Here is a 24,433-nt window from a genome sequence, read left to right as displayed (position 1 = left end):
CTTTTGTGTACGATTAACGTCAGACTTGATGAAGACACTAAAACTTACAACAATGGGGGAATCGCTTATGAAAAAGTTGATAGCTGTTTTCGCACTAGCCCTGCTTCTATCCGCCTGCAGTACGAATGCAAGCCAGACGAACACCACTCCGGGCGATGGAGGAACAACTACGAATACGGGTCAAAATCAAAGCTCCGATGCTGCTAAGCCGACACCAACTACAAGCGGCAAAGTTAATGATGGCGGGCCTGAGCAGGCAGCAACTCCTGAAGATGCGGCAGCTGCTGTTATTTCGGCATTAAAGGATGATGATATGACTACACTTGCAGCTTATATTCATCCGGGTAAAGGTCTATTATTCTCACCCTACGCGCATATTGATAATGCGACTGCCAAAGTATTTCCAGCCACAGGCTTGCCGGCATTAACGGACACGACTGTTTATCAATGGGGCTCCTATGACGGCTCAGGCGAACCGATTGCGCTTACCTTCCAGCAGTATTACGACAAGTTTGTGTATGATCAAGATTTTATTAATCCGGAGACCGTAGGCGAGGACCAAATCATAGGTACGGGCAATACGATCGTCAATATTAAGGATGTTTACCCGGACAGCTATGTAATGGATTATTATTTCAGCGGCTTTGACCCCCAGTATGGGGGCATGGATTGGGAGAGCCTTATTCTAGTGCTTGAGGAATTAAACGGAGCTTGGTATGTGAGTGCAATTGTTCATTCGCAGTGGACGATCTAAATAACAAATGCTGCCTCCCTTGCACTCCGGGGGCAGCATGCTTTAGAAATCTTTTCGTTTGATAACAAGCAAGCCTACAGCAAGCATAGCTGCCGTATAAATGACACAATAGACTAAAAAAGAGTTTGAAGGCGCACCGCTAATTGAAAACGTACTAAGCTCCCTGTTGATGTCAATCAAACCACTGAGCTCTTTAATAGAGAACAGCTCGCTTAACATCCGCTGCTGCAAAGCATCAGCCGGCATCACCAGCTTAATTAAGCCGGTTATCGTCTCAATCGTCTGCATCCCTTCCATTTCTGGTCTTCTGACTCCCATAAGACGCCCGATTGTGCTGCCTAGCCAACCCATTCCGAATAGCATTGTCATGCCAATACCGTTTCCTAATGGGCTAAGATAACAAGAGCCAATCATCGTTAACGTGACAAGCAGCGGTACTACAGAAGCAAATAGTACGTACGACTTTAACAAAACAGGCAGTTCAAACAATACACCTGTCTCTATCCAGCAAATCCCAATTATTGACGAAAATAATAGAATAGCGTACATCGCTCCATACGAAACGAAGCCAAGCCATCTCCCCATATACCATCTCCAGCGTTGAATAGGCCTTGCTAGTACGGATTGCAGAACCCCTTGCTCCGCCTCCCCAGTCACAGCGGCAACCGAGCTGAATATAGCCAGAAAAGAAACCGCAAAAGCCCCAAAGAAAAAACCGAGTGTCAGCATCATAGCACTGCTTGTAAACTTGTTTATGATATCAAGCGAAGACTCTACGGCTTGATCCTGCATCTCGCCTGCGATTGCATCTGCAACAAACCAATAGGCGACCCAAAATATGACCGTCATAATGATCGTCATCAGCGTCACGCGCTTGCGAATAAGCTCCTTCCACGTTAAGCCCCAAACCGCAATCATCTGCGTTCCCCCCTATGCTCAAGACCCGTTACGGCTTGCAGAAACCACTCATCGAGACGGGATTGGGTTTTGCCAACCTCATATAGCGTTAACCCTAACTCGATTAGAATATAATTGACCAAGCCAATCTGCTCGTCATCCTCAAGCGCCAGTTCCAGCCAAACGGAACCGTCACGAGCCGCTTTTTCGGATACAACAACATTTTCCCCAAGCATTTGCCGTATACGCTCAGGCGCGAGCGGTGTATAACCGCTGACTCGCAGTCGAAAATTCGATTGTGTGCGAAGCACCTCTGCTACCTTGCCCTCCGCCAGCACTTGACCATTATTAAGCAGTGCGACCGTGTCACATAAATGCTCCACATCCTCAAGCAAATGGGAATTAAGAAAGATCGTCTTCCCTTGGCTTCTAAGCCTTGCAAGCAGCTGCCGCACCTCATGCCGGCCAACCGGATCAAGCGCTGAAGCCGGCTCGTCGAGGAAGACAATATCGGGATCACCCAGCAATGCGCATGCAAGACCAAGCCGCTGCTGCATGCCCTTGGAATAGCCTTTAAGCCGGTCTCGTCCTCGGCTGCCGATGCCAACTTCGTCCAGCAGCTGATGGATGCGGCGTTTGGCATGGACACGATCCAGCTCGCATAGCTTCGCATGAAAGGCAAGCACCTCCTCGCCGGTCAACCAGTCCGGATAACGAAACAACTCAGGCAAATAGCCCAATCTTCGCCTCGCTTCGATAGTGCCGGAAGCATGGCCGAATAGTTGAGCTTTACCTGAGGTAGGCTGGATTAAACCGGTGAGCATTTTGACGACCGTGCTTTTGCCCGCTCCATTAGGACCGAGGAAGCCAAAGGCTTCCCCTTGTCTAATGGTTAACGTCACGTCAAGGCAGCCGCGCCCGTCACCATAATCCTTGCTTAAAAGGCTCGTTTCTATCGCATATGCGGTCATGAGCGGACCAGCTCGGCGATTACGGATTCTACTTTTTTGGCATCGCCATAATTCTCGAAGCCTGCTGTCACCATATAGCCCTTCTCCAGCCACACCGCAGTAGTAGAATTATGGTCTTCACTGCTCTCCACGTAAACATCCACGCCTTTTATGCTGATCTTCTTCGGATCTCCCCTTGTCAGGAGCGGCAGCGGGATTTGGCCATCCTCCAAGCTGGAGGCTTTCATAAGCGAGTCACGCAAATGATCAGGCAGCGCCGGGAATCGAATGACGGCCTCGAAAGCATCTTTGACATCAACAGAATGATCGACCTTAATCGTCGGCACCTCCAAATAGTTAATCCATGCGCGCGGCTCAGAGGAACCTTCTATCTGAGACGTATAGGAGATTTGCGTGCCCCTGCCCGTATAAAAAGTGATTTCTTTGCCATCTACGGAAGACGGCAGCAGCTTATCCGCGCCTAGCTTGCTCATCGTGCTGTTGATTTCATCCACCTTCAAGCTGAATTTAAACGTTTGCGAGGAGGTCGACGAAATATCGATGCCCTGTTTATCAGCAACGGTTATTGCCGGAATGGCAAAGCCTAACTGCTCAGCAGCCTTCTCAGGCGTCAGCTTCTGCCAGCTTCCATGCGAAATTTGTTCAAATTCGCCGAAGCGGTTAGACATTTCGAGCGTTTCGCCTTCTTTTATAAAGCTGTTCATAAGCGTAACCAAATCATCCTCCTGCACCACCATCACATTATCCATACGAAACGTATTGAGCCATGCCGCCAGCACTTCATTCGTTGAAGGTGTGGCGATCACAACGGTGATGAGAGCGGCGGCGCAAGCCGCCACTGTCTTGCCTATATTTCTTTTGATCCAGCGACGGGCTGCTCTGCCCTTGTTTGGCTTGTTTGCAGACTCGCCTGATTGAACGCGCACTCTTCCCAGCGGTACGGAATTCACTTGCTCCTGTACGGGGAGCAATCTTCCTTGCGGTTGTGCTTGCAAGCTTCCTGGGGCTGCCGATGTCCCCTGCACATGATGATCATCCTGAGCAAGATGCCCTTGCTTCTCCCACTGTTCCCAGAGGGGCGAACACTCTGCAGTAAGCAGTTGCTTCTCAAGTCGAGCCCATGCATCTGCCGTTTGCTCTTGTTCTTTTTTATTATTTTCATCGTTGGTTGTCATTTTGAACTCCTCCTAAAAGGTTTTGACCGATCTAACCAAGCTTCATAGATGGTCACTCTACTCGTTGGACATTGCACCCTCTGCTTTGAGTGCATGCCGCTTCAGTCTCTCTCCAGCTCTGCGCAGCATCGTGCCGACCTGAGGCTGGCGCACTTGAAGCTGCTCCGCAATTTCCGCATAGCTATAGCCCTCATATCGCAGCAGCAGCATCTGCTTGTCACGCTCGGGCAATGAATCGAGCCACACCCGAACCTGCTCCTGCTCGCCCTTGTCGATAACCCGCTCCTCATGGGAGGGCATCGCTTGCGGCTGCGCCAGCATGCTCTGCTCCTGCTTTTGCGTCAGTGCGCGCTCGCGCGCTTTCTTATCCATATAGTCATAGGCCAGCCTCGTCAGTACTCGTTGAAGCCAGCCTCCGATTGCTTCAGGCTGATCCGGCGGAGTCCGGTAGAGCCTTAGAAATGTTTCCTGGGCGAGATCCTCAGCGGCTGCTTCATCGCGAATAAGCGCAATCAGCTTGCGTCTTACCGACGGATAATGCTGATTAAATTGTTGACGAAACAAATCCGGCGCCGAATGTTTCATTCCGTTGTCCTCCTTGCATTTTTTGCTCAAGCTATAAGGAAGACGTTATCTTCCATCGTTTTGTAACAGCTTCTGTGAAAAATATTATTTTACCAAATAAAAAGGGCTATTTCCTTCATTTCGCTATAAAAAAAAACCGCCTCCACGTTAGACGCGAGACGGTAGTCTGTTAAGCTTCTTGCTTATTATGCTCCATAAAAATCTGAACGAATCGAGGAGCAGGAACGGGAGGACTAAAAATATAGCCCTGAACCCCATCGCAATTATGATCGGAAATGATACTCAGCTCTTCCTGCGTCTCGACGCCTTCGGTCACGACGCGCAAATTCAAATTATGTGCGATGACGACGACGGATTTGAATATCATCTGCTTTTTAAAATCGCCTACAATGCCGTTAATAAACGATTTATCGAGCTTCAGCGTATGCAGCGGAATGTTCTGCAAATAACTAAGCGACGAATAGCCGGTGCCAAAATCATCAAGCGACAGCTTAACGCCAAGCTGCTGCAGCTCATGCAATATTTTGAGCGTATGCGCGGGGTTGTCCATGAAGATCGACTCTGTAATTTCCAGCTCGATCTGCTCAGGGCGAATGCCCGCATCGGAAATAATCCGTTCAATCGTATGGACGATTTGCTTCTGCTGGAATTGAATCATCGACATATTCACGCTCACCGACAGCAGCGATAAGCCCATCCGCTCCCATTCGCTAATTTGCTGGCAAGCTGTGTACAGCACCCATTCGCCCAGCGGGATAATAAAGCCTGTCTTCTCCGCAATTGGGATAAAATCAAGCGGGGAAACCATGCCAAGCTCTGGATGCTTCCAGCGTATTAATGCTTCCGCTCCATAGATGGCTCCGGAAGCTACATCAATCTTCGGCTGGTAATAAAGCATAAATTGGCCTATCTCAAGCGCCTTGAACATGCTGTTCTCAAGAATCAGCTCCTTCTTCGGCACATCATTCATGGAAGAAGTATAAATTTTGCTTGTGTTGCGCTCTTTCTTGGCGACGTACATCGCAATATCCGCTTCCTTAACAAGCTGGTCCGCAGTGCTTGCGCTTAACTCATAATGAATGCTTATTCCAATGCTTGCCGTTATATAGAAGATCCGATCCTTGAGCTTAACAGGCTCCGAAATAATCGACAATATTTCTTCCGCTATGTAGGTGATTTGGTGGAGGTGAATTGTGTTTTCCAACAGCGCAATATACTCGTCGCCCCCGAACCAGAATACACTTCCGCCGCCGTCAATTGCACTCACGATCCGTGCTGCTATCTCCTTGAGCAATTGGTCGCCCATCGCGAGATCAAGCGTATCATTAATCATTTTGAATCGGTCAAGGTCGATGAAGAGCAACGCAACTGGCCCCTGTGTCCTAGCGTTCTCAGCAACTATCCCTTCCATATAGCGACGATAAGCGTACCGATTGGGCAAGCCGGTCATTAAATCATGCTTCGATTGGTACTCGATCAGACGCGCTGCTTCCTTCTTCTGGGCAAGCATATTATTGAAATGCTTCGCCATAAATTCAAATTCATCATTCGTATGTATGATGAGCTGATGCTCTTCTTTTCCCATAGCGAAAGCATAGGTTGCCTGCACAACCTTATTAATATTCACCAAGATGATTTTCCGAACAAGAAGTACCATCACGAACGTCATTAAAAGCAGGGCAAATGCTGTTATGAGAATCGATTCTTTCAAACTTTTATAATAGTCCGAGAGCATATTTTTTTTGGGAATAACCGTTTCAATATGCCAAAGAACATTATTGATTAGAATCGGATAAAACATCCGCAGTACAGTCCCGCTTTCACCAGGTTCGGTCGTATAGCTAAGTCTAAGCTTCGTCCCTTTCATTGCTTCCAGCTCATCAATACCCTCCCATAGAAGATATGGGGTATTCACAAGCGCTGGATTGCTGCCGTTAGCCAAATATTTATTTTTGGTCGTTACAATGCTGGCATAACCGCCAAGCGGCCGGAAACCTTCGATTTTCTTCTGCACCGATTCCAGTGAATAATCTGCTCCTACTACCCCTAAAAATTTGCCTTGCTCATCCAAAATGGGCAGCACTAGCGATGTCATCAATATTGATTTGCCATCAATTTCGTAAGAGTACGGCTCTATTAATGAGAAAGACTTGTCTTTTTTTGGCAGTTGATAAAAGACACCTTTCATCTTATCCTCATAGTCTTTAATTGCGATGACTTGAATGGAATCGTCCTTGCGCACCACATAGGGAATAAATCGCCCCGTTGCATCATCGTAACTGTTCATGTTTCGGTAGCGCTCATCTTCCCCCTCAAACGCATTAGGCTCCCACAACGTAAAGATGCCTAGTAGTTCCGGATGCTTCCCTAGCACCTGCTGCAGCAAATTGACGATGAATTCCCGATTTTGCAAACCATATTTATTCCTCTGAAGCATTGTTTCTTCAAGCGTGCTCAGCATCGCCATTGTCTGATCCATTGAATTGGAGAAAGGATTTATGTAGTCTATCGACTGCGTCTGAGCGATAAGCTCGCTTTCACGCAGGTTCGAATGGTATAGCTTATTGAGGTGGGCGGGTACTAAAATTCCAAATGAAAGAATAACAAGCAGGCCAAGAGATAAAATTAACTTTTGAGCAATGCTTAACTTAATCTTTCTCATCTCAATCTATCAGCCCCTTGTTGTCGGAGAAAGCAAAAAAAACGACGTAATTTGTCAAATTATGATTTAGTTCTAGTATACTTGACAATTTGCATCCAGCACAATGATAAAAATAGGATAAAAACACTATATAATTCGACAAAAAACTACTTTATTCACTCTGTATAACTGTCAACAAGAGTCAATAGACCTTTTTTAAAGAAATAGTAAGGATTAATAGCAACCTTCATTCTCTTCTCTTTCTTTGTTCATATACAAAAAAACCGCCCAGTCGATGACTTGGCGGCGCTTGCTTATGCAGCTTATACTTGGTTTTGCTTTTCCTTTTGCTTATCGCCATTATCTTCAATCGCGCGGTCATGATCCTCCAAACGATGAGGACGTTTGCCTTTCCCGCCATGAAGTTTGTAAAGCTCCTCACGCAGCTGCTCCGATGATTTGCCCTCTGTCTTAATGCCATGCTCCTCGGCTATTTTGCGCAAATGCTCCAGCCGCTTTGCTTGATGCTCCGCTTTGAACGCTTCCCACTTATCTTTATTCGCAAGCTTCGCTGCCTCTACTTCTTTCTTCAACTGATTGGCGTTCTTGCCTTCGGTTTGGATGCCGAAATAGATCGCCATTTCCTTCAGCTTCTCTAGTCGATAAGCTTCAAAATCTTTACGCGTCATTTTTCCCTTGTGATGCTTATGCTCGCTGTCCATATCGGACTCTTTAGGGTGCTGAATGACTAATGAAGCTCCCGGTAATGCCGCTGCCGATTTTGCCGCCCATACGGGAGCGACCGAAAACAGCACGGCAAGCGCCACGGCGGGAATAAACCATTTTTTAATCATTTGCTGCCACACCTTTCCATTCTTTCGTGATGCAGAGGCAATATGGTTACGCCTCATCTGGCTTATTTTGCCCAAGCATTCACCTGAATAGACATGATGATGGCATTTTTCGACAAGATCTGATGGAGATAGTCTGGCTAATCTGCATTATTCCGCAGTATGCTCTGCTTGCTCCAGAAGCTCCAGCTCGCGCAGCAGCCAAGCCTTTGAGAAATGTTCACCAATAAATACGGCAACATCATTTACTTTTCCCTGCGGATCAATTCTAAGAAAATCTGACTCCTTATAGGCATATTGAAAAAGAAAGCGGCTTGGCGCATCCGTAAACGTCACGATCCCCTTCGCCCGGTAAATGTTGTCCGGCATCCGCTGAAGCAGCGACTCAAATGCCTCGCTGCTTATCGGGGTGCGCCAATAATGCGTGACAACCATGACATGCTCGTGCGAATGATGATGGGCATGGGCTGCATGGGCTGCATGGGCTGCATGGGCTGGATGGGCTGGATGGGCTGGATGGGTTGCATGGTCATGGGCATGGGCATGCGTGCAGCCTGCGACTGTGCATTCCTCGCTTTCGCCATGTGTATGAGCGGCTATATGCCGCGCTTCCATGTCTGTGAGCTGATGCTCCTGCACGTGCGATTCCACTTCTGCATCCAGCCAGCTCCAATCGTCAATCGCGCATCGTACAGTCGCAATGATCTGAGCATGGGCATTTAACTCTCGCAATTGCTGCTGCGCCTCCACGAGCTGATCCGGCTCAAGCTTGTCCGCCTTATTCAATAACAAAATCGTCGCGCAGCGGATTTGCTCCTGCATCAGCTTGAATGTCCGTCCTTTGCGGGCGCGGCGCGCGAGCAGCTCAGGCCCATCGACGACCGTAATAACGCTGCGTAGATCAATGGATTTGTACATAGCCGCCTCGGTTACCCCGTCCAGCGTTTCCATCGGATTGGCGGCACCCGTGGATTCAATAAAGATGACATCCGGCTGATGCTCATTGATCAGCGTGCTGATCTCCATGCCCAAATCGCCGCGCATCGTACAGCAAATGCAGCCGCTCAGCATTTCCGCCATTGGCACCTCATCGCCTACCAGCTGGCCATCCAAGTTGATATCCCCAAGCTCGTTCATAATAACGGCTGGCTTCTTGCCTTGCGCAGTGTAATAGTCCAGCATTCTTCTTAGCAGCGTCGTTTTCCCGCTCCCTAGAAAGCCTGACAGTAAATGTACCGGTATATTTTGTTCATTATTTGTCGTCATCGTGTGATATCTCCCGTATGCCATATTTTAAACCGAGCATGAATGGTCATATTATATCGTAACTGTTACGCTCTTTCACCTATTTGAGCTTAGAAATCATTAAAACGGCTTTAAAGAGTCAAATTTATTATTTTCACCGCATTTGCTGCTACTTAAACAGGACAGCTTCCGCTTTAATGAACTGCTGATCCAGCACATGCTTCATCACCTCTTCCGATGTCGTGTCGGGAAGCATAAAAGAATAAAAATATCCAATCATACTTTTTTTTAGGCTAACAGATTTTTTGTTTGATTTTTTGTGCAAGTCGTAGTACCATGTGGGCAACGAGGCTTTATGGAAGACGGGAGTGTGATCGCAGGGTGGAATCAATATCGCAGGAATTTCTCTTTTTGACAGAGATGGCCAAGGGTATTACGGCGCAATTCGGAGAGCGCTGCGAGGTTGTCGTGCACGACTGGTCGAAGCCGGTGGACAGCACGATCGTTATCATCGAGAACGGCCATGTAACAGGACGAGAGATCGGAGACCCTGGCACGAATCTAGGTCTCGAAATTATGCGGGGAACGTCCGAGGGCGACAATCGCCATAACTATGTAACGCAAACGAAGGACGGGCGAATTCTTCGGTCTACCTCCATGTATGTCAAAAACAACGCAGGCACCATTATCGGAGCGCTATGCATCAACTTCGACATCACCGATCTGATGGTGGCGGAGAAAACGCTTCAATCGCTGACGGCAAGCGGCTTTACGCCGGTTCGAGAATCCTTCGTCAGCAATGTGAGCGACCTGCTCGATTCGCTTTTGCAAGAAGCGCAAGAAACGATTGGCAAGCCGCCAGCGACTATGGCCAAGGAAGACAAAATCAAATTCATTCAATTGCTCGATCAAAAGGGAGCTTTTCTCATTAAAAAGTCGGGCGAGAAGGTTTGCAGCTACCTGAGCATTTCTAAATTTACGCTGTACAGCTATTTGGATGAAGCCAAAGGCGCAGACAGCGATGGAGGAATCGTAGAATGAGTGACTACTTGAACACAGCATTGTATGACGGACGTGAGCTGGAAACCCCCTGCCTTGTCATCGACAGCAATCTTGTTGATGCCAATATCGCCGCTATGGCGGAGAAAGTGAAGCCATTTAGCGTAAAGCTCCGTCCCCATGCGAAAACGCATAAGCTGCCAGAGATGGCCGCAAGACAGCTCGCTGCTGGCGCCATCGGCATTACCGTTGCAAAAATTTCCGAGGCTGAAGTGATGGCGGACAACGGCATTCGCGATATATTCGTCGCATATCCAATTATCGCGAAATCCAAGATTGAACGTGCCGCCCGCCTAAGTCTATCAGGTGTTCGATTAATCATCGGAGTGGATAGTCTAGAAGGCGCAAAGCGGATTTCTGAAGCAGCTTCCCGCGCCGGCGCTGAGCTTGAGGTGCGCCTCGAGCTCGATACCGGGCTGAAGCGTACGGGAGCGGCGATCGATACAGCGGTACAGCTCGCGAAACAAATCACCGAGCTTAAGGGGATTAAGCTAAGCGGCATCTTCACGTATCGCGGCACGATGGTTGCAGGAGCATCAACCCTGGATGTGAGAGCAGCCGGTCTTGAAGAAGGCCGCTTAATGGCTGATGCGGCGGCTGTCTTAAGAAGCGCCGGCATCGCGATTCAAGATGTGAGCGTCGGCTCCTCGCCAACGTCTGTTGCCGCAGCCGAGGTAGATGGCGTGACGGAGGTTCGTCCAGGCACTTACATTTATCAAGATCGGATGCAAACCGTCTTTGGCATCACTACCCTTGAAGATTGCGCTGGCGCCGTGCACGCTACAATCGTAAGCCGTCCTTCGCCAGATTTGATTATCATCGACGGCGGCAGCAAAACTTTCGCGACCGACGTGCAGCCAGGCCATGCGCCGCTGTTCCTCAAGGGCTTCGGCCATATCGTCGGAGATCCCGATGCGGTGCTTGAGCGAATGAATGAAGAGCATGGCATGATTCACGTGAAGCCGGATTCTGCTTATCAAGTCGGGGATGTCATTCGCATCATCCCTAATCACATTTGCAGCACGGTCAATTTGCACAGCTTCGTCTACATCAAGGAATCGACAGGCGTGCTGCGCAAAACGTCCGTAGCGGCACGTGGAATGCTCGAATAGCGAGAAGAGGAGGATCAAAGCATGCTCGATCTTATTCTGAAAAACGGCAAAATCGTTGATGGAAGCGGCAATCCTTGGTATAACGGCGATGTAGGCGTAAAGGATGGCCTTATCGTTGCCATCGGGCGCATTGATCAAGAAGCTGAGCAGGTTATTGATGTTAAACGCAAGGTTATCTCTCCCGGCTTCATCGATGGACACTGTCACTCCGACCTCATGATTATCGATCACCCCCACAGCGAAATTAAGCTGCAGCAAGGCGTGACGACTGAGGTTGTCGGCAACTGCGGGCTTGCTCCCGCTCCATTCGTTCGGGAAAAAGCCGGCCTGCTGCAAACGTACGTGCAGCCCGTTCTCGGCAGTACGAGCTGGGAATGGCCGTGGGAAACGGTCGGCCAATATATGGATTTTGTAGGCCGCTCGAATCCTTCCGAACATATCGCCACCTATGTCGCGCACGGAGCGCTTCGTATCGCGGTGATGGGCTTCGAGAACCGCCCTGCGTCAAAGGACGAGATCGAACGGATGAAATCGCTCCTTGAAGAAGGGCTGCGCGCTGGCGCGATCGGCTTATCAATTGGCCTGCTCTATGCGCCGGGCAGCTACACCTCCCGCGAAGAGCTTGCAGAGCTTTGCAGCGTGCTGCCGAAGTATAACGGCCTGCTCTCCACTCATATTCGCGGAGAGGGCAACAATTTGCTGCCTTCCGTTGCCGAGGTCATTTGGATCGCGGAACGGGCAGGCATCTCGCTTCATATCAGCCATCTGAAGGCAGCGGGACGCGCCAACTGGGGCAAAGCGCTGGATGCGCTCGAGCTTGTGGAAGCGGCAAGGGCACGCGGCATGGACGTCACGGTCGACGTGTACCCTTACGCTGCAGGCTCGACGACACTAACGACCGTCCTCCCTCCTTGGGTGCTTGAGGGCGGCATTGATGCAACGCTTGAAGCGTTTCGCGATAAAGCGCTTCGCGCACGCATCAAGGAGGAGCTCAGCCATGAGCAAGAAACGTGGGACAACCTCGTATGCTCCACTGGCTGGTCCAGCATCATCATCTCGTCGATGCAGACCGAAGCGAACAAAAGCCTTGAAGGCAGATCGATTGCCGAGGTTGCCGAGCTTCGCAGCCAGCACCCGATCGACTGCATGATGGATCTCCTGCTCGAGGAGAACGGCCAAATCGCTATCGTCTACTTCCATATGTCGGATGACGACGTGAAGCAGGTCATTGGCTACGAGAAGTCGCTAATCGCATCCGACAGCCTGAACTGCGAGATCGGCAAGCCGCATCCGCGGACATACGGCACCTTCCCGCGCGTCTTCGCCAAATATGTACGCGAGGACAAGGTGCTGTCGTTAGAGCAAGCGGTTCGCAAGCTGACATCATTCCCAGTTCAGCGCTTTAAGCTTGGCAAGCGTGGTCTGCTTGTACCGGGCTACATCGCTGACATTACCGTTTTTGACCCGGCTGTTATCCAAGATACAGCCACCTTCGAGGAGCCGCGTCAATACCCGTCAGGCATCTCGAAGGTTATCGTCGCCGGCCAGCTTACACTGGCGAATGGCACACATACACATAAGCGTGAAGGACAGCTTATTCGCGCGCAGCATTGCTGCACGCACTAGCTGACCATTACTATATAAATTATTTTAAGAGGAGCTGTTATCATCATGTCCATTATTGAAAAACGTCTTGCCGAACTTGGAATTACTTTGCCAGAAACAACAAAACCGAAATTTTCCTACATTCCGGTGAACCAAACAGGCAATCTCATCTACACTTCGGGCTTTGACTGCCGCATCGATGGCGTTCTTATGTACGAAGGAAAAGTAGGCTCCGACCTTACGATTGAGCAAGGACAAGAAGCAGCGCGCCAAATCGTAATCAACCTGCTTGCAGCAATGAAAGCTCACCTAGGAGATCTTGACCGCGTTGTGAAAATCGTCAAAATTCTCGGCTTTATCAACAGCGCTCCCGGCTTCGGCGATCAGCCGTACGTGCTTAACGGCGCATCCGATTTGCTAATTGAAGTGTTCGGCGAAAATGGCCGCCATGCCCGGTCTGCTATCGGTACAAGCGACCTTCCCTTCCATACGCCAGTTGAAATTGAGCTCATCGCAGAAGTTCGCGAGTAGCAAGCCATGCAAAACCCCCAAGGCTCAGGCACTTGGGGGTTTTGAATGCTATTTCAATTAGTGGAAACGCAATTTAACCGATTTACAAGTAAGCTTAGTCTACTAGCTCCACCAAGAACGGGAAATAATAACAAGCAGAATGAAAAGTACCAATATAATGCCAAGTCCAGTACCTAATCCGCCTACCGACCCGCAGCTTCCGACGCCTGCAACTGGATAAGCCGGACCGCAGTTACCTGCGCCAACTCCCCCTACTCCATAGCTCATTTGTTCATCTCCTTTTTTATTAAGGTACAGTATCCTATGATTTATGGCGAAATGTGTATAGGCTATTGCGATAAATGTGCTCCTGTACATTTTTCCAGAAGCCCACACTTTTGCATGATTTGCGATTGGGTCATCATTACGCACAAATAAAAAAACCTTTAAGTCATGGGAGACTTAAAGGCCAACGTCCTTATCTTGAATAAGAGAAGCGGCAGCCCGTCCAATCCTTCTTTTCTCCTCAGCCTGCTCCACCTCTCGCCGAACATATGCCGACTCTTCCCTTTCCACGTTCATTTTTATGGCGCCACCGTACCTCGTTTTCTTACTGTCTCCATTTGGTGCTTCACTCGAATGGTCTTTCCGCTCTCTTTCCCGCTTACACGTTATCCCTTTCTTATTGCCCTGCTCACGCAATCTACCGTATGATTATATGAAACTATTAGCTTTTTTTTATAGCAAACTACCAACCAAAAAAAAGGACGGATTGTAAACCGATGAATACTATCATTTTTGATCTGGATAATACGCTTATATGGGATGAGAAAAGCACCGAGGAATCGCTTGATGCAACATGCAAGGCAGCGCAGTTGGCAAAAGACTCAGATTCCTCGCTGCTTAAGCAGGCTGTTATTAGCCATGCCCATTCTTTATTTGAGGAACTGGAAGACTATTCGTACCTAGCAAATATTGAAGTCACAGCGATGGAAGCGTTGTGGGCCCGCTTTGATGATGGGGCTGCGCCGGAGCTTCAGCGCATGCGAGAACTTGCACCCCTGTATCGTAAAAGGGTATGGGGAAACGGATTAAAGGAGCTGGGTATTTATAACGAAAAGCTGGCGGCCGAGCTTGCGGAAACATTTCCGGAGGAGAGGCGAAAGCGTCCTTATATATATGAAGATACTTTTCAAGCGCTGAATTCCTTACATACTCATTACCGTCTAATGCTGCTCACCAACGGTACGCCTGATTTACAGAAAGAGAAGCTATTTGGCGTGAGCGGCTTATCTGCTTTTTTCAGCCATATTGTCATTTCGGGTGAGGTGGGCTGCGGCAAGCCCTCCCCTAAGATCTTCGAGCATTGTATGGAGCTTGCGGGGCTGAAGACTGAGGAGTGCTTAATGGTCGGGGACAATTTGTTTACCGATATTTTGGGTGCAAGCCGGGCTGGAATGGCAAGTGCCTGGCTGAATCGATCAGGGCAGCCGCTGCCAAGCAGCGCCGCTCAGCCAACCTTCGAAATCAAGTCGCTTCTCGAAATTGAGTCGCTGCTCTCACTTAAGCCTATCGGTTGATAAGGCAATCAAAAAAAATGTCGCTAGCACCATTGTGGAGTAAACGTTAGCCACAGCTTGTCCATAAAGATTAAATATAACATCCCCGCGGCTTTGGCCAGCGGGGATGTTATTATAGTTGCAGTTAGTGGATATACGCATAGATTGGATCACGCGTTAGCTTTTGCTTGGCGACTATTACAGCCAAGAACGAGAAATAATGACAAGTAGGATAAAGAGAACGAGAATAAATCCAATGCTTGAGAATCCGCCGCCGCAATTGCTTACGCCTGCAACTGGATAAGGTGCGCAGTGTCCAGGTCCTACATTAGCACCTGCTACTCCATAGCTCATGTGTTCATCTCCTTTTTGTTAACTTACACAGTATTCTATGATTCTGAGCGAAAAAAGTATGGGCTTTTGGAGGAAATGAGCAAATGCCTAAATGGTTATTTATGGGGTATATTGAAACGCCTAGTAATGATGTTTTTGAGAGCGAGCTGGGTGGTCTTTGTATAGATTCTAAAACAAAAAGTGGTCCCCGCAGACCATATGAGTTAGCGAGGATCATTTATTTTCGCGAAAGAATTATTGTGTTAAGCCATGCCAGCTCCGAGAGGGTTAGGGAGCCTTGCTCCGCCTTCTGCTTCCATTTGGAATCCTCCAGAAGCTTTTGATCCGTAAAACGACTAAGCGTTTCAACCAGAAGCTTATGCTCACCATCCGATAAAATCAAATCCGATCTTCGATCCGTTGGCATTGGCGTAGTCGTAGGCAATTGCATATGCAGGATCTCTGCCACTTTATTTTTAAAAGCAAACCAGCCTGTCCACTTCCCTTCATCATACATTAGTCTCGGGCAAATCTTCCCGCTCCAATCGTAGTGACGACGAAGACGCTCCACGCCCCAGCCGTACTCCCTTAGTAGCTTCGCCACCAGCTCCGCTGCGTTGTTCAGCGACTTGGAATAGTCCCCGCTCTCACAGATCTCAATGGCAATCGAGGTTCGATTGCCGCTTGTTCCGCCGCTTCCGTCACCCGCATGCCATGCATTTTCATTCAGCGGCAAGCACTCGATTACCTCGTGCTCGTCCACCACTAAATGATAGGATGCGGTTCTCAAATTGGATGCATTGGTGAGCCACGCTCTTTCATTTTTCGCCGAGCTGGAAGGGTTCCCGGTGTTGTGAATGGTTATGGATTGAGGCAGGAGCAGGTGGCCCGGGCGGCGGTTGTTAGAGGTAGTTTTAGGTATGTGGTCTATTGTGTATTTAATCATGAGTAGAGTTCCTTTTATCTGTCGTCGATTCAGTTTTGGAGGCATGATCTGCATCGCTATTAGTATCTCGGCTCCCGCTCCTCTTTGTCGCTCGTTCTACCTTCGCTTGTAGCTCACTATCAATATGCTCGATTACCGATTTAGGAATCCATTTCTCCCAGCCAGCTCGGTAGGCGTTGGCGGTTAGTGACTGCCAGGTGTGATAAACCAAACCAAGTGTGATGGCATAGAACAACAGTCCTGGTGTCCCCATCATCATATCCAGCAAATTCGCTAATATTGGAAATGTCAGAAGAAATAATGTTCGTAAAATACCGTGCCTACCATACTCTGAGCTGTATGTGTCATCCTTTAGTGATGCCGCAACCCCCGTAATCCAATCGAGAATGATTACAGCTAAAAGCAATGAAATGGGAAGTATTCGACCTTCACCATAAGCTAATTCAATCCAAGGAGCCGCAAAAGCACCTATTCCTGCTGCTATAGCTCTGCCTTCTGTCACGTCTAATTCAAACCATTTATTATACATATCCATTCCTCCTCTCATATACTTTTTGATTAGAAACTTTATTAGAACGCAAAAAAAACGCCGAAGTGGAGCCCTTATTTATGCCGTTTTTCATTATATGATAAAAATTTGCAGTTTTTATACTGATTCTACGAAGCTTGTCCTGTAAAGCCAGTCTTGTGGTACATTGCTATACAAGAGAAGTCATTCTCAAGTATATTCATTTAATTTTCTCCATTTCGACCTTAGACAGTCCTTCTATCATTAGAAATTAATAGATGTTGCTGCTCTATTGAGTTATTCAGTATCGTACACGATTCAAAATCATTCCTGTCTGTTGTCTTGTATTTAGACGCGATGTATTTGTACAGGATAGGGTACTTCATATTGAATGATTACTGCATTGTTTCCCTCCTCCGGCAATAATCTCCATAATATTTTCACTTAATAAAAAAGAAGTCACTACTATTTAGCAGTAACTTCTCTCCTTTAAACTATTAGGCTTCAAATAAAATATAGTTTACAGGTTGTCCCCAAGCTGGACATCTAAATGTAGTACCATCATTAATAAAATCATAGCCCGATGATCTCCAGTACATAGTAGGCTGTTCATAAAAACTATTATAGGCACTTACAGCTATAATGTTATAAGAATCGTAAACATCTCTATGTCGAATAGGAGTTGAGCAGTTACCAAATGTGAACATGCCATCTGTTCCAACTCCGGGAACTGTACTAGGTCCAGATGTCATGAGAAAAAATCCTACTACAAAGCCATGTCCTGTTATTGTGACGCCTGATTCTCCTGTGGATGAACCACCAGCATAATTAGCAAATGTATATCCAGACACGTTTGTCACTTGTCCTGTTTTAAATCGCTTTCCTACAGGCATAGTTCCTGCTAATCCGAACATATTTACTCCCTGTTTGATGTTAGCAGCTATGAAATCAGGGTCATTGACTCGCAGCCAAGTATCCCCTTCATAAAGCTGTTTTCCTGCCCCACCTACTCCATTCGGTCGAACAAATAAGTTCCCATCAGACCAAGTAGCTATTTCTGAGGGAGAATGGTGGTTAGTAAACGGAGGGAACGCAGTTCCATTTCCGCCATCTCTTACAGGGATCGAACCTTGGAGTCCGAACACATTCTTGTTTGCTGGAATATTCAAAGGTACAAAATCAGGATCTTTCGCATAAACCCACGAGTCAGTTCCGTCTTGGTATCCGGCTGGAGGTCTAAAGAATAGCGATCCCGAAGCATTTCCAGATGTCCAAGTGGACGAAGCTTCATGTCTTCCTACTCCAGTTGGTGCTGTATCTCCAGTATCCGACCATGAAGGACTATTAGCTGTAACAGGTCGATTAATCATTGTTCCAGCTTGATCATATAAAACTCCAGCGGAGAATTTCTTTCCTGCTAGAACTTCCCCGGCTGATGCTGTTCCCGGTACTAAAATTTGTCCCATTTCTCACACCTCCGTTATTGTAGATGATACAAACATGTTGTTAGCGATTGATGCGGTAACTTTTACGGAAATAGTAGTTCCAGCTGTAGTATTAATAAAGCAAGGTAATAAGCTGTAACTCCCTAACGGAGTAGACTGAGCATTTAGTAGAAACGTTGTTTGCGCTCCCCCCGGATCATTATATGTCACTTTCAGCGTGACTGTAGTCGTCCCTGTCAAGCGTAAGTATGTTCCTACTAAGAAGTTACCTGTTGTAGGAGTTGTATACGTATTTACTGTAACCTCTGAAGTTACTCCGATAAGCTGATTGTATACATGGTTTCTACGAGCTACTCCAAGAGCTGATCCTGCATTCTTAACGAAAGCTGTAGTCGCTAACTGATCGTTATTAATAGTTTGTGCAGCTGTAGGCGCCATTGGAACTCCAGTGAAAACTGGAGAAGCAGTGCCCGCTTTCGCATTCCAAGTCGTTTTCTCCGTATCCGTTACAAAACGGTTACTCGCATCCTGAGTTATAATAGATGGCGGATGATTAGCCGGATGCGAGTAGTTATTTGCTCCAGCTGCAATTCCATCCAACTTTGCCTTATCAGAGGCAGATTGAAGCCCCGCTACCGTTGTAGTAGCAACCGCTGTACTTGCTTTCGCATTCCAAGTCGTTTTCTCCGTATCCGTCACAAAGCGGTTACTAGCATCCTGAGTTATAATAGACGGTGGATGATTAGCTGGATGTACATATGCATTAGCTCCATCAGCCACCCCTGCAAGCTTCGTCTTCTCTGCCGTGGTATAATCCTCCGTCGATAACTGCTTCCCAGCCACTTTATCGACCTTATTGCTAACAGCGGTATCCAAAATATCCGCATTCCCATTCAAATCCGCAATATCAACTACATCTGTGCCTTCCGGCTTTTTTAATCCTAAATTCCCGGTTGTTTGCATATTTTCACTCTCCCTCGTAAACTCTTAGTTCGCTCCAAGTCTTGCTTTTCGCTTGCTGCCAAGTCATCGACTCTATTTGATTCCATACCGTATAGGTATATTTCAAACTAAAAGCTAAGTGAGCCGGTTTAATATCCTCCAGCATGCGGATAAAGCCAGCCATATTGGGCGGAATCCCTTTTGTACCGACAAACACAACCTCGAAGCGGCTCTCCGATGGATATTCCACAACATTCACTTCACCGCCTGAGAAGGCGATAGCCGTTTGGATGATTTTGGTTTTAGTTGTTGTACCAGCACCGCGCAGCTTGGCTATAATGCTCTCGCGCCTGCGAGCATCCGGCAACGACGAATCGCTCCCCAGCCCAAGCACTTTTTCCCAGCGCGTAAGTCCCCACGTTGCCGACATCACAAAATACTGGGCAAATGCCTCTTCAATCTCAGCCGATTGCTTCCCTATCTCCCCGCCAAGCTGATTCTGAATAACTTGCATCTCTCGTATTTGATGATAATAGGGAGGCAAATACTTCATTAAATCTATCTCTGTATGATGAGCTTCTACCCCGCCGCCCGCATCTTCCCCATACCCTTGTTCGCCATATACCGCCAGTCCATATGACAAAAGCTACACCCCCTTTAGCTGATTCCAGGTTACGCCTGGCCCCAGCTTCCCGCTTGCCAGATCATAAGCGCGCTTTACTGCATTTGCAGTCGCAGCCTGCACGGTGCTTGTGCTGTTAATGGCATCGTTTAGTTGGACTACGCCAGCGGCAGATACCGATGAAGCAGGCAATCTAGCTACTGCGACGGTACCTGAGGTAATGTCTGATGCCGCATGAGCATGTGCAGCAGGTGCAAAGTCTGCAGGCTTTCCGCTTATACCTGCCCAAGGCGCGCTGTCGGCAGACTCTGCACTATCAATTTTTCCATTATTGTTGGTATCATAAATGCTTTTCAGCATGTCGCCCGTCGCCTGTGCTGCGGCAAGCACAATATTTCCGCCGGCTGTGCCGATGTACAGCTTTTGCGTGTCGGTGCAATAGCCTAACTCGCCGATTTCAAGCAAACCGATGCTTGCCTCAAGCCCTCGCCTCAGTTGAATGAGTACTTTTCTTGGCATTTGCTCACCTCCCTAGAACGTGCCGCCATCAATAACGGCAACCTTCAAACGGTTGCCATTCGCAGCATCGTACACAATGCTGTCCGCATCGATGCTCACCTCGATGCCTGTGGCATTAACGAGAATGCCTTTGCCCGCTTTAGCGCTAACCGCTGCGCCAGCAACTGCAATCCCGTTCCCCGCGCCAACGCTCAGGGTAATCGAATCGGCTTGACCTCCACCCGTAAGACCGCTCCCTGCTGTAATCGTCTGAAGCGCTCCGCCTGTACGTACCCATGCCGAACCGTTCCAGCTATAAATTTTTTGCTCATCGTCGACATAACATGTCCAGCCTGTTTGCTGTGTGTAAAAATCCCATGCTGCACCGTTCCATTCGGCAATTTTATTCGTTTGAGAGGCCCATACCCCCGTTGCGCCTGCAGGAATTAAATAACGATCTGCTACAGCAGGCGATGCGGGAGGCACAGCCAAATCCTTATCCTTAACCGAAGCTTGCGGCTCGATATTATGCTTTGCCAGCTCAATTTCGTTTTTAATCTTTTGCGCAGACCACAAATCCGTTAAAGCAGAGCCCGCATCATTAATAAGCCGGTGCTTGGTCGCATCGTCCAGATGTGTCTTGATCTCTGCCGCTGTCTTTACATTAACGCCATCGGACACTTTGTTAATATGGCCGCCTGTTACATCCGCTTTTAACACCTTGGCATAGGTAGCGCCATCTGAAATATCATCCAACGTCCCCGTCAAATCGGTAAGCTTCTGCGCATTGATCCTTCTCCAGACTGTGCCATCGTCAAAATATAAGTATCCAATATTCGTGCCGCTGACTACGTAATAGAGCCTGCCCGGCGCCGCTGCGGCAGGCCTTGCTACTTCCGTTCCCGATAAAGCCCGTCCGACCATGCTGTTCGCCGCTCCATCGCCTATATATACTTCCTTCGTATCTGTGCAAAAGCCCATTTCTCCCGGCAATAACGCGCCATACGCGGTTAGTTCTGCTTTTGTACCGCGCTTAATCTGTATGGTCTGCGACATCTAATTCCCCCTCAAAAATGATCCTCCATCAATACTTCCTTTGTCCTTGTATCTATCGATCTCCGCTTGCGTTGCTAAGATACTGGCCTGCAAATCATTAATATCCGCCGCTTCCACGCGATCGCCAGGCGTCTCATAGGTGACAAATACGGCATCTGCCTGTGCAAAAAGCTTAATGCGAAGCCTCCATGGCATCTCAGCTGGAACAGTTAAAAAATAATTCGGGACCTTCTGACCGGATAAGCCCGGCCCCGTATAAACTTGAATGCTCTCCTTGCGAATATCATCATGCGCAAGTTCTCCCTCGAACACGCCTCCTAAAACAGTAAGCTCCTCTTCGATAACGTGCAGCTCGCTGTTTTCCTTTTTATTCAGCTTCTCTGTAAAACGATCCAGCTCCGCAGGGTATGGCATCGGCTACACCTCCAATTCAATAAGCCCCGCAATAGGCACTTCTTCAATATCCAGTCCAATATTGGCGCTTCCGCCATTTAACAGAAGTCCATCATAATCAAGAACGCCCGGTATACCCAATAGCAAAGTACCCAGCTTTGCTATGCTCACATAGTTGATCTGAAACGCGGTTTCTTCTAAATATGAGGATAGCTCAGCGGCAAATGCGGCACTCACAAGCTGAATCGTATAGCCTGCTGCAAGCGTTACCGAAGCTTTAATATGAATCGGAACGCTGGCTGCGGACACGACCGATACCTCAGCTCCGATTGGCCTGTTCTCATTAATAAAATCAAGCACCTCTCCTTGCAGCACCTCGCTTGCTGGCTGTTTGTCCGCATTGACGATTACCACCTTGACTGTGCCAGGGCCGTTCCACAAAGGCAGAACTCTCGCCCCTCCAACGCCTGCCACTGATAAAGCCCATTTCATATAATCCGACACGTTGCCGCTCGTACCCGGATTTTGCACCTCCGCAAAAAAACGGCCGCGCAGCTGCTCATCCGATTCTTCGTCCTCTCCGGGCACCAGTACAGCTGCAAGCTCAGCGCGCGCAAGCGAGCTAATATAATCGATTGGCAGCATATCTCCAAATTGCTGATTGCCGACCACGCCCTCGATCTCGCTCTCAAGCACAAAAGTACCGGCATTTAATCTCTCTCGCACAATATAGTTAACCAAGCCAGCCGAGTAGCGGCTGCCGAGCGGCACATCCACGGCAGATCCATTTTCACCGTAAAATTTGCCCAGCCGCTTTGCTCTCGTAGCCGTTTGCCTGATTACACCAAAATCAGCAGTACGCTTTGATAAATATTCGCCGCTGGATGTGTCGGCAAACGCCAGATTCATGTTTACGTCAAGCTGGGCATACAGCTCAGAGAGCTCTGCGGCTGCAGGTGCCAGCGCATCGTAAATAATGCTGCCTTCCCTTTTATCCACATTGCTAGGGACACGTTCCAGCATTTGTTGAAGCAAAAAGCTAAAGGTCATATTTTCATACACGTCCATTCACCTCCTCTCCAAAGCTGCCAAATGCCGTATTGACGGTAAATTGTATAGCAGCGGATTCCTCTGTTACGTCGAACAGAAAATCAGTAACGCCAGATACTCGATCATCCTGCATTAAAGCCTCCCTAATTCTCCGCTCCATCTCGGAGCGAACAAACGCAGACGCCTCGCCAATTAGCCCCTGCAGCTCAGCGCCATAATCGTCGCTATAGCAAAAATAGCGGTACCGCTCCGTCTGCAATATTTTAAAAACAGCTTGTTTAACGGCCTCCAAACCATCCGTTGTCCCGACGATACGATGATTTGTCAGATCCAGCTTGTACGTCACGCTCGTCTCAGGACGATCATCCATCACAGCCTCTGCGATGCTTGCTCCTTGTGGAATCATGGCTTCTCCACCTTATCCAGCACCACAAACTGCTGCCCGCCTTGAACGCGAAGCAAGAGCACGGTATCACCCGCTTCCAGCCCTTTGCGAATAAGCAGCTTTCCTGATGAAGGCAAATCTGCTTCATAGCGCACTAGGCTTTCCGGGACAATTAAAAAATCCTCCGTTAAAGTAAAACGTTGATCCACGTTTACTTCCAGAGGATTTATCTTTGTCACTTTTCCGACCATAACGGCCATCGGGTTGCCTGCTGCGTACGCTGCCGCGCCTGCTTTTTTAATCGAATCCAATAATGCCATTAAACCACCCTCAATTCCAGCTTCATCGTGTGCGTATCTGCATCAAACTTATGCGAGCAGTCGTCCACGAGAAAATATTGATTGATGCCTAGCTCCTCAATAACAACGGGAACAAAGCAACCTGCCCTAACTTGCAAATCGCCAATCGCGTCGATGCTGATGCTTTTTTGCTCGCGGTTTTTCAACGTCATTAACTGACTGAGCTGCTCTCTGATTTGCGCCAAGTTCATTTTCTCATCCGCCTGCTGATAAAGCTGAAGACGGCCCCACTTCGCTATATTAGTACTGTCCTGCGCGATGTGAATTTCCCGCTTCCCCGTCTGCTTATTGTCCTGATAAATTTTGATCCGGTTATACGTGTCCCCATCAATCGAGCGCTTCAGCCCATAATCATACATGAGGCTGTAATCGCCGATAACAATATCAACCTTCATGTCCTGAATATTGCGTACAGACAACTGGCCGTAATCATCAAATAGCATAAAATTTCCGCCTTTATGAATAAGCGTCAAATCCAGTGCTTTGTAAATGATATCAAGCAGCTTCTTATTATCTTCAATCATCGATGGGATCTTGTACGCTGTATCAGCAAGCAGCCCCGTTTTCATGCCAAAATCATCCGCTATTCGCTTCACGATCTGCGACGCAGTTACATTACGGAACACGTACGTATCATTTGCAAGCAAATAGCGAATCTGATCGTACGCCTTAATCGAAACGCTCTCGTCCTTTCCTGAGCTAATCTCGAATACGTAGCCGTAAAAGATATTTCTATTATCTTTGCGCAAACGGATCACATTGCCGCTGTTCACCTCGAATGAAGCACTCTGATACTGGCTGCCTTTGATAAGCGTAAGATCAAGGCTCGAAGCGGCTCCGGTCCGCTTTGTCTTGTAGGTGAGAGAAGGAACAAGACTTGTAATATCCCATACCTTTCCGTTGCGATTATCGATTAAAATTTCCAGCATAGG

27 protein-coding genes are annotated in these 24,433 nt (G+C 48.1%); 6 read left to right on the top strand and 21 right to left on the bottom strand.

Annotated elements, in window-relative coordinates:
* The first annotated feature begins 67 nt into the window (after positions 1–67).
* Positions 68–754: a hypothetical protein gene (locus tag AC2TDN_RS17865; RefSeq protein WP_484689452.1), complete on the top strand. Its 687-nt coding sequence runs from the start codon at positions 68–70 to the stop codon at positions 752–754.
* Between the two features lie 42 nt (positions 755–796).
* Here AC2TDN_RS17865 and AC2TDN_RS17860 read toward each other — a convergent pair whose 3' ends face one another.
* The 7 genes from AC2TDN_RS17860 to AC2TDN_RS17830 all read right to left on the bottom strand — a co-directional run bounded on the left by AC2TDN_RS17860 (position 797) and on the right by AC2TDN_RS17830 (position 9,140).
* Positions 797–1,672, bottom strand: a complete 876-nt coding sequence (locus AC2TDN_RS17860; protein ID WP_484689451.1) for an ABC transporter permease subunit — start codon at positions 1,670–1,672, stop codon at positions 797–799.
* Complete coding sequence (locus AC2TDN_RS17855) at positions 1,669–2,622, bottom strand: ABC transporter ATP-binding protein (protein WP_484689450.1); 954 nt, start codon at positions 2,620–2,622, stop codon at positions 1,669–1,671. Before AC2TDN_RS17855 ends, AC2TDN_RS17860 begins: the two co-directional genes overlap by 4 nt.
* The gene (locus tag AC2TDN_RS17850; RefSeq protein WP_484689448.1) at positions 2,619–3,797 is read right to left on the bottom strand and encodes a hypothetical protein; all 1,179 of its coding nucleotides are present in this window, start codon (positions 3,795–3,797) and stop codon (positions 2,619–2,621) included. Before AC2TDN_RS17850 ends, AC2TDN_RS17855 begins: the two co-directional genes overlap by 4 nt.
* A 57-nt stretch (positions 3,798–3,854) precedes the next feature.
* Positions 3,855–4,382, bottom strand: coding sequence for a sigma-70 family RNA polymerase sigma factor (locus AC2TDN_RS17845; protein ID WP_484689446.1), 528 nt, complete (start codon positions 4,380–4,382; stop codon positions 3,855–3,857).
* 169 nt (positions 4,383–4,551) lie between these two features.
* Complete coding sequence (locus tag AC2TDN_RS17840) at positions 4,552–7,044, bottom strand: bifunctional diguanylate cyclase/phosphodiesterase (protein ID WP_484689444.1); 2,493 nt, start codon at positions 7,042–7,044, stop codon at positions 4,552–4,554.
* A gap of 302 nt (positions 7,045–7,346) precedes the next feature.
* The gene (locus tag AC2TDN_RS17835) at positions 7,347–7,877 is read right to left on the bottom strand and encodes a hypothetical protein (protein WP_484689442.1); all 531 of its coding nucleotides are present in this window, start codon (positions 7,875–7,877) and stop codon (positions 7,347–7,349) included.
* Between the two features lie 147 nt (positions 7,878–8,024).
* Complete coding sequence (locus tag AC2TDN_RS17830) at positions 8,025–9,140, bottom strand: CobW family GTP-binding protein (protein WP_484689441.1); 1,116 nt, start codon at positions 9,138–9,140, stop codon at positions 8,025–8,027.
* 360 nt (positions 9,141–9,500) lie between these two features.
* Here AC2TDN_RS17830 and AC2TDN_RS17825 point away from each other — a divergent pair, with 360 nt between their 5' ends.
* From AC2TDN_RS17825 to AC2TDN_RS17810, 4 genes are read left to right on the top strand one after another with little or no spacing between them, the layout of a single operon-like run.
* Positions 9,501–10,160, top strand: coding sequence for a helix-turn-helix transcriptional regulator (locus AC2TDN_RS17825; RefSeq protein WP_484689439.1), 660 nt, complete (start codon positions 9,501–9,503; stop codon positions 10,158–10,160).
* Positions 10,157–11,290, top strand: coding sequence for an alanine racemase (locus AC2TDN_RS17820; RefSeq protein ID WP_484689438.1), 1,134 nt, complete (start codon positions 10,157–10,159; stop codon positions 11,288–11,290). Before AC2TDN_RS17825 ends, AC2TDN_RS17820 begins: the two co-directional genes overlap by 4 nt.
* Before the next feature lie 21 nt (positions 11,291–11,311).
* On the top strand, positions 11,312–12,916 hold the full coding sequence (locus AC2TDN_RS17815; protein ID WP_484689437.1) for an N-acyl-D-amino-acid deacylase family protein: 1,605 nt from the start codon (positions 11,312–11,314) through the stop codon (positions 12,914–12,916).
* 45 nt (positions 12,917–12,961) lie between these two features.
* Positions 12,962–13,426, top strand: coding sequence for a RidA family protein (locus tag AC2TDN_RS17810; RefSeq protein WP_053374277.1), 465 nt, complete (start codon positions 12,962–12,964; stop codon positions 13,424–13,426).
* Between the two features lie 102 nt (positions 13,427–13,528).
* Here AC2TDN_RS17810 and AC2TDN_RS17805 read toward each other — a convergent pair whose 3' ends face one another.
* A complete protein-coding gene (locus AC2TDN_RS17805) occupies positions 13,529–13,693 on the bottom strand; it encodes a hypothetical protein (RefSeq protein ID WP_482067598.1) in 165 nt (54 codons plus the stop codon).
* Between the two features lie 494 nt (positions 13,694–14,187).
* Between AC2TDN_RS17805 and AC2TDN_RS17800 the strand changes: the two genes are divergently transcribed.
* Complete coding sequence (locus tag AC2TDN_RS17800; protein WP_482067599.1) at positions 14,188–14,985, top strand: HAD family hydrolase; 798 nt, start codon at positions 14,188–14,190, stop codon at positions 14,983–14,985.
* Between the two features lie 177 nt (positions 14,986–15,162).
* Here AC2TDN_RS17800 and AC2TDN_RS17795 read toward each other — a convergent pair whose 3' ends face one another.
* From AC2TDN_RS17795 to AC2TDN_RS17735, 13 genes are all read right to left on the bottom strand, one after another.
* Complete coding sequence (locus AC2TDN_RS17795; RefSeq protein ID WP_187768168.1) at positions 15,163–15,318, bottom strand: sporulation protein YjcZ; 156 nt, start codon at positions 15,316–15,318, stop codon at positions 15,163–15,165.
* 217 nt (positions 15,319–15,535) lie between these two features.
* Positions 15,536–16,243: a peptidoglycan recognition protein family protein gene (locus tag AC2TDN_RS17790; protein WP_484689433.1), complete on the bottom strand. Its 708-nt coding sequence runs from the start codon at positions 16,241–16,243 to the stop codon at positions 15,536–15,538.
* Positions 16,236–16,772, bottom strand: coding sequence for a phage holin family protein (locus tag AC2TDN_RS17785; protein WP_484689432.1), 537 nt, complete (start codon positions 16,770–16,772; stop codon positions 16,236–16,238). Before AC2TDN_RS17785 ends, AC2TDN_RS17790 begins: the two co-directional genes overlap by 8 nt.
* Before the next feature lie 476 nt (positions 16,773–17,248).
* Positions 17,249–18,217, bottom strand: a complete 969-nt coding sequence (locus tag AC2TDN_RS17780; protein ID WP_484689430.1) for a hypothetical protein — start codon at positions 18,215–18,217, stop codon at positions 17,249–17,251.
* A 3-nt stretch (positions 18,218–18,220) separates the two neighbouring features.
* Positions 18,221–19,159, bottom strand: coding sequence for a hypothetical protein (locus AC2TDN_RS17775; RefSeq protein ID WP_484689428.1), 939 nt, complete (start codon positions 19,157–19,159; stop codon positions 18,221–18,223).
* 4 nt (positions 19,160–19,163) lie between these two features.
* The gene (locus AC2TDN_RS17770) at positions 19,164–19,781 is read right to left on the bottom strand and encodes a putative phage tail protein (RefSeq protein ID WP_484689427.1); all 618 of its coding nucleotides are present in this window, start codon (positions 19,779–19,781) and stop codon (positions 19,164–19,166) included.
* A gap of 3 nt (positions 19,782–19,784) precedes the next feature.
* On the bottom strand, positions 19,785–20,279 hold the full coding sequence (locus AC2TDN_RS17765) for a tail fiber protein (RefSeq protein ID WP_484689425.1): 495 nt from the start codon (positions 20,277–20,279) through the stop codon (positions 19,785–19,787).
* Positions 20,280–20,291: 12 nt separating this feature from the next.
* Positions 20,292–21,314, bottom strand: a complete 1,023-nt coding sequence (locus AC2TDN_RS17760) for a DUF2793 domain-containing protein (protein WP_484689423.1) — start codon at positions 21,312–21,314, stop codon at positions 20,292–20,294.
* Complete coding sequence (locus tag AC2TDN_RS17755) at positions 21,315–21,728, bottom strand: phosphoglucomutase (protein WP_484689421.1); 414 nt, start codon at positions 21,726–21,728, stop codon at positions 21,315–21,317.
* A 3-nt stretch (positions 21,729–21,731) separates the two neighbouring features.
* On the bottom strand, positions 21,732–22,775 hold the full coding sequence (locus tag AC2TDN_RS17750) for a baseplate J/gp47 family protein (protein ID WP_484689419.1): 1,044 nt from the start codon (positions 22,773–22,775) through the stop codon (positions 21,732–21,734).
* Positions 22,762–23,163 (bottom strand): DUF2634 domain-containing protein, encoded by a 402-nt coding sequence (locus tag AC2TDN_RS17745; protein ID WP_484689418.1) that lies wholly within the window; start codon positions 23,161–23,163, stop codon positions 22,762–22,764. Before AC2TDN_RS17745 ends, AC2TDN_RS17750 begins: the two co-directional genes overlap by 14 nt.
* Positions 23,160–23,462 carry a DUF2577 domain-containing protein gene (locus AC2TDN_RS17740; protein WP_484689416.1) on the bottom strand — a complete coding sequence of 101 codons (303 nt, stop codon included), beginning with the start codon at positions 23,460–23,462 and terminating at the stop codon, positions 23,160–23,162. The genes AC2TDN_RS17745 and AC2TDN_RS17740 overlap by 4 nt, the downstream gene beginning before the upstream one ends.
* Positions 23,462–24,430, bottom strand: a complete 969-nt coding sequence (locus tag AC2TDN_RS17735) for an XkdQ/YqbQ family protein (RefSeq protein ID WP_484689415.1) — start codon at positions 24,428–24,430, stop codon at positions 23,462–23,464. Before AC2TDN_RS17735 ends, AC2TDN_RS17740 begins: the two co-directional genes overlap by 1 nt.
* Positions 24,431–24,433 lie beyond the last annotated feature (3 nt).

Source organism: Paenibacillus sp. Y660, from assembly GCF_057221575.1.
Note: the sequence above shows the minus strand (reverse complement) of the source record. Positions and strands in the feature narration are given on the sequence as shown.

Bases quoted from the DNA above. Each gene is read 5' to 3' on its own strand.
- AC2TDN_RS17865 (WP_484689452.1), top strand. From the start codon at position 68: ATGAAAAAGTTGATAGCTGTTTTCGCACTAGCCCTGCTTCTATCCGCC.
- AC2TDN_RS17860 (WP_484689451.1), bottom strand. From the start codon at position 1,672: ATGATTGCGGTTTGGGGCTTAACGTGGAAGGAGCTTATTCGCAAGCGC.
- AC2TDN_RS17855 (WP_484689450.1), bottom strand. From the start codon at position 2,622: ATGACCGCATATGCGATAGAAACGAGCCTTTTAAGCAAGGATTATGGT.
- AC2TDN_RS17850 (WP_484689448.1), bottom strand. From the start codon at position 3,797: ATGACAACCAACGATGAAAATAATAAAAAAGAACAAGAGCAAACGGCA.
- AC2TDN_RS17845 (WP_484689446.1), bottom strand. From the start codon at position 4,382: ATGAAACATTCGGCGCCGGATTTGTTTCGTCAACAATTTAATCAGCAT.
- AC2TDN_RS17840 (WP_484689444.1), bottom strand. From the start codon at position 7,044: ATGAGAAAGATTAAGTTAAGCATTGCTCAAAAGTTAATTTTATCTCTT.
- AC2TDN_RS17835 (WP_484689442.1), bottom strand. From the start codon at position 7,877: ATGATTAAAAAATGGTTTATTCCCGCCGTGGCGCTTGCCGTGCTGTTT.
- AC2TDN_RS17830 (WP_484689441.1), bottom strand. From the start codon at position 9,140: ATGACGACAAATAATGAACAAAATATACCGGTACATTTACTGTCAGGC.
- AC2TDN_RS17820 (WP_484689438.1), top strand. From the start codon at position 10,157: ATGAGTGACTACTTGAACACAGCATTGTATGACGGACGTGAGCTGGAA.
- AC2TDN_RS17815 (WP_484689437.1), top strand. From the start codon at position 11,312: ATGCTCGATCTTATTCTGAAAAACGGCAAAATCGTTGATGGAAGCGGC.
- AC2TDN_RS17810 (WP_053374277.1), top strand. From the start codon at position 12,962: ATGTCCATTATTGAAAAACGTCTTGCCGAACTTGGAATTACTTTGCCA.
- AC2TDN_RS17805 (WP_482067598.1), bottom strand. From the start codon at position 13,693: ATGAGCTATGGAGTAGGGGGAGTTGGCGCAGGTAACTGCGGTCCGGCT.
- AC2TDN_RS17800 (WP_482067599.1), top strand. From the start codon at position 14,188: ATGAATACTATCATTTTTGATCTGGATAATACGCTTATATGGGATGAG.
- AC2TDN_RS17795 (WP_187768168.1), bottom strand. From the start codon at position 15,318: ATGAGCTATGGAGTAGCAGGTGCTAATGTAGGACCTGGACACTGCGCA.
- AC2TDN_RS17790 (WP_484689433.1), bottom strand. From the start codon at position 16,243: ATGATTAAATACACAATAGACCACATACCTAAAACTACCTCTAACAAC.
- AC2TDN_RS17785 (WP_484689432.1), bottom strand. From the start codon at position 16,772: ATGTATAATAAATGGTTTGAATTAGACGTGACAGAAGGCAGAGCTATA.
- AC2TDN_RS17780 (WP_484689430.1), bottom strand. From the start codon at position 18,217: ATGGGACAAATTTTAGTACCGGGAACAGCATCAGCCGGGGAAGTTCTA.
- AC2TDN_RS17775 (WP_484689428.1), bottom strand. From the start codon at position 19,159: ATGCAAACAACCGGGAATTTAGGATTAAAAAAGCCGGAAGGCACAGAT.
- AC2TDN_RS17765 (WP_484689425.1), bottom strand. From the start codon at position 20,279: ATGCCAAGAAAAGTACTCATTCAACTGAGGCGAGGGCTTGAGGCAAGC.
- AC2TDN_RS17760 (WP_484689423.1), bottom strand. From the start codon at position 21,314: ATGTCGCAGACCATACAGATTAAGCGCGGTACAAAAGCAGAACTAACC.
- AC2TDN_RS17755 (WP_484689421.1), bottom strand. From the start codon at position 21,728: ATGCCATACCCTGCGGAGCTGGATCGTTTTACAGAGAAGCTGAATAAA.
- AC2TDN_RS17750 (WP_484689419.1), bottom strand. From the start codon at position 22,775: ATGGACGTGTATGAAAATATGACCTTTAGCTTTTTGCTTCAACAAATG.
- AC2TDN_RS17745 (WP_484689418.1), bottom strand. From the start codon at position 23,163: ATGATTCCACAAGGAGCAAGCATCGCAGAGGCTGTGATGGATGATCGT.
- AC2TDN_RS17740 (WP_484689416.1), bottom strand. From the start codon at position 23,462: ATGGCATTATTGGATTCGATTAAAAAAGCAGGCGCGGCAGCGTACGCA.
- AC2TDN_RS17735 (WP_484689415.1), bottom strand. From the start codon at position 24,430: ATGCTGGAAATTTTAATCGATAATCGCAACGGAAAGGTATGGGATATT.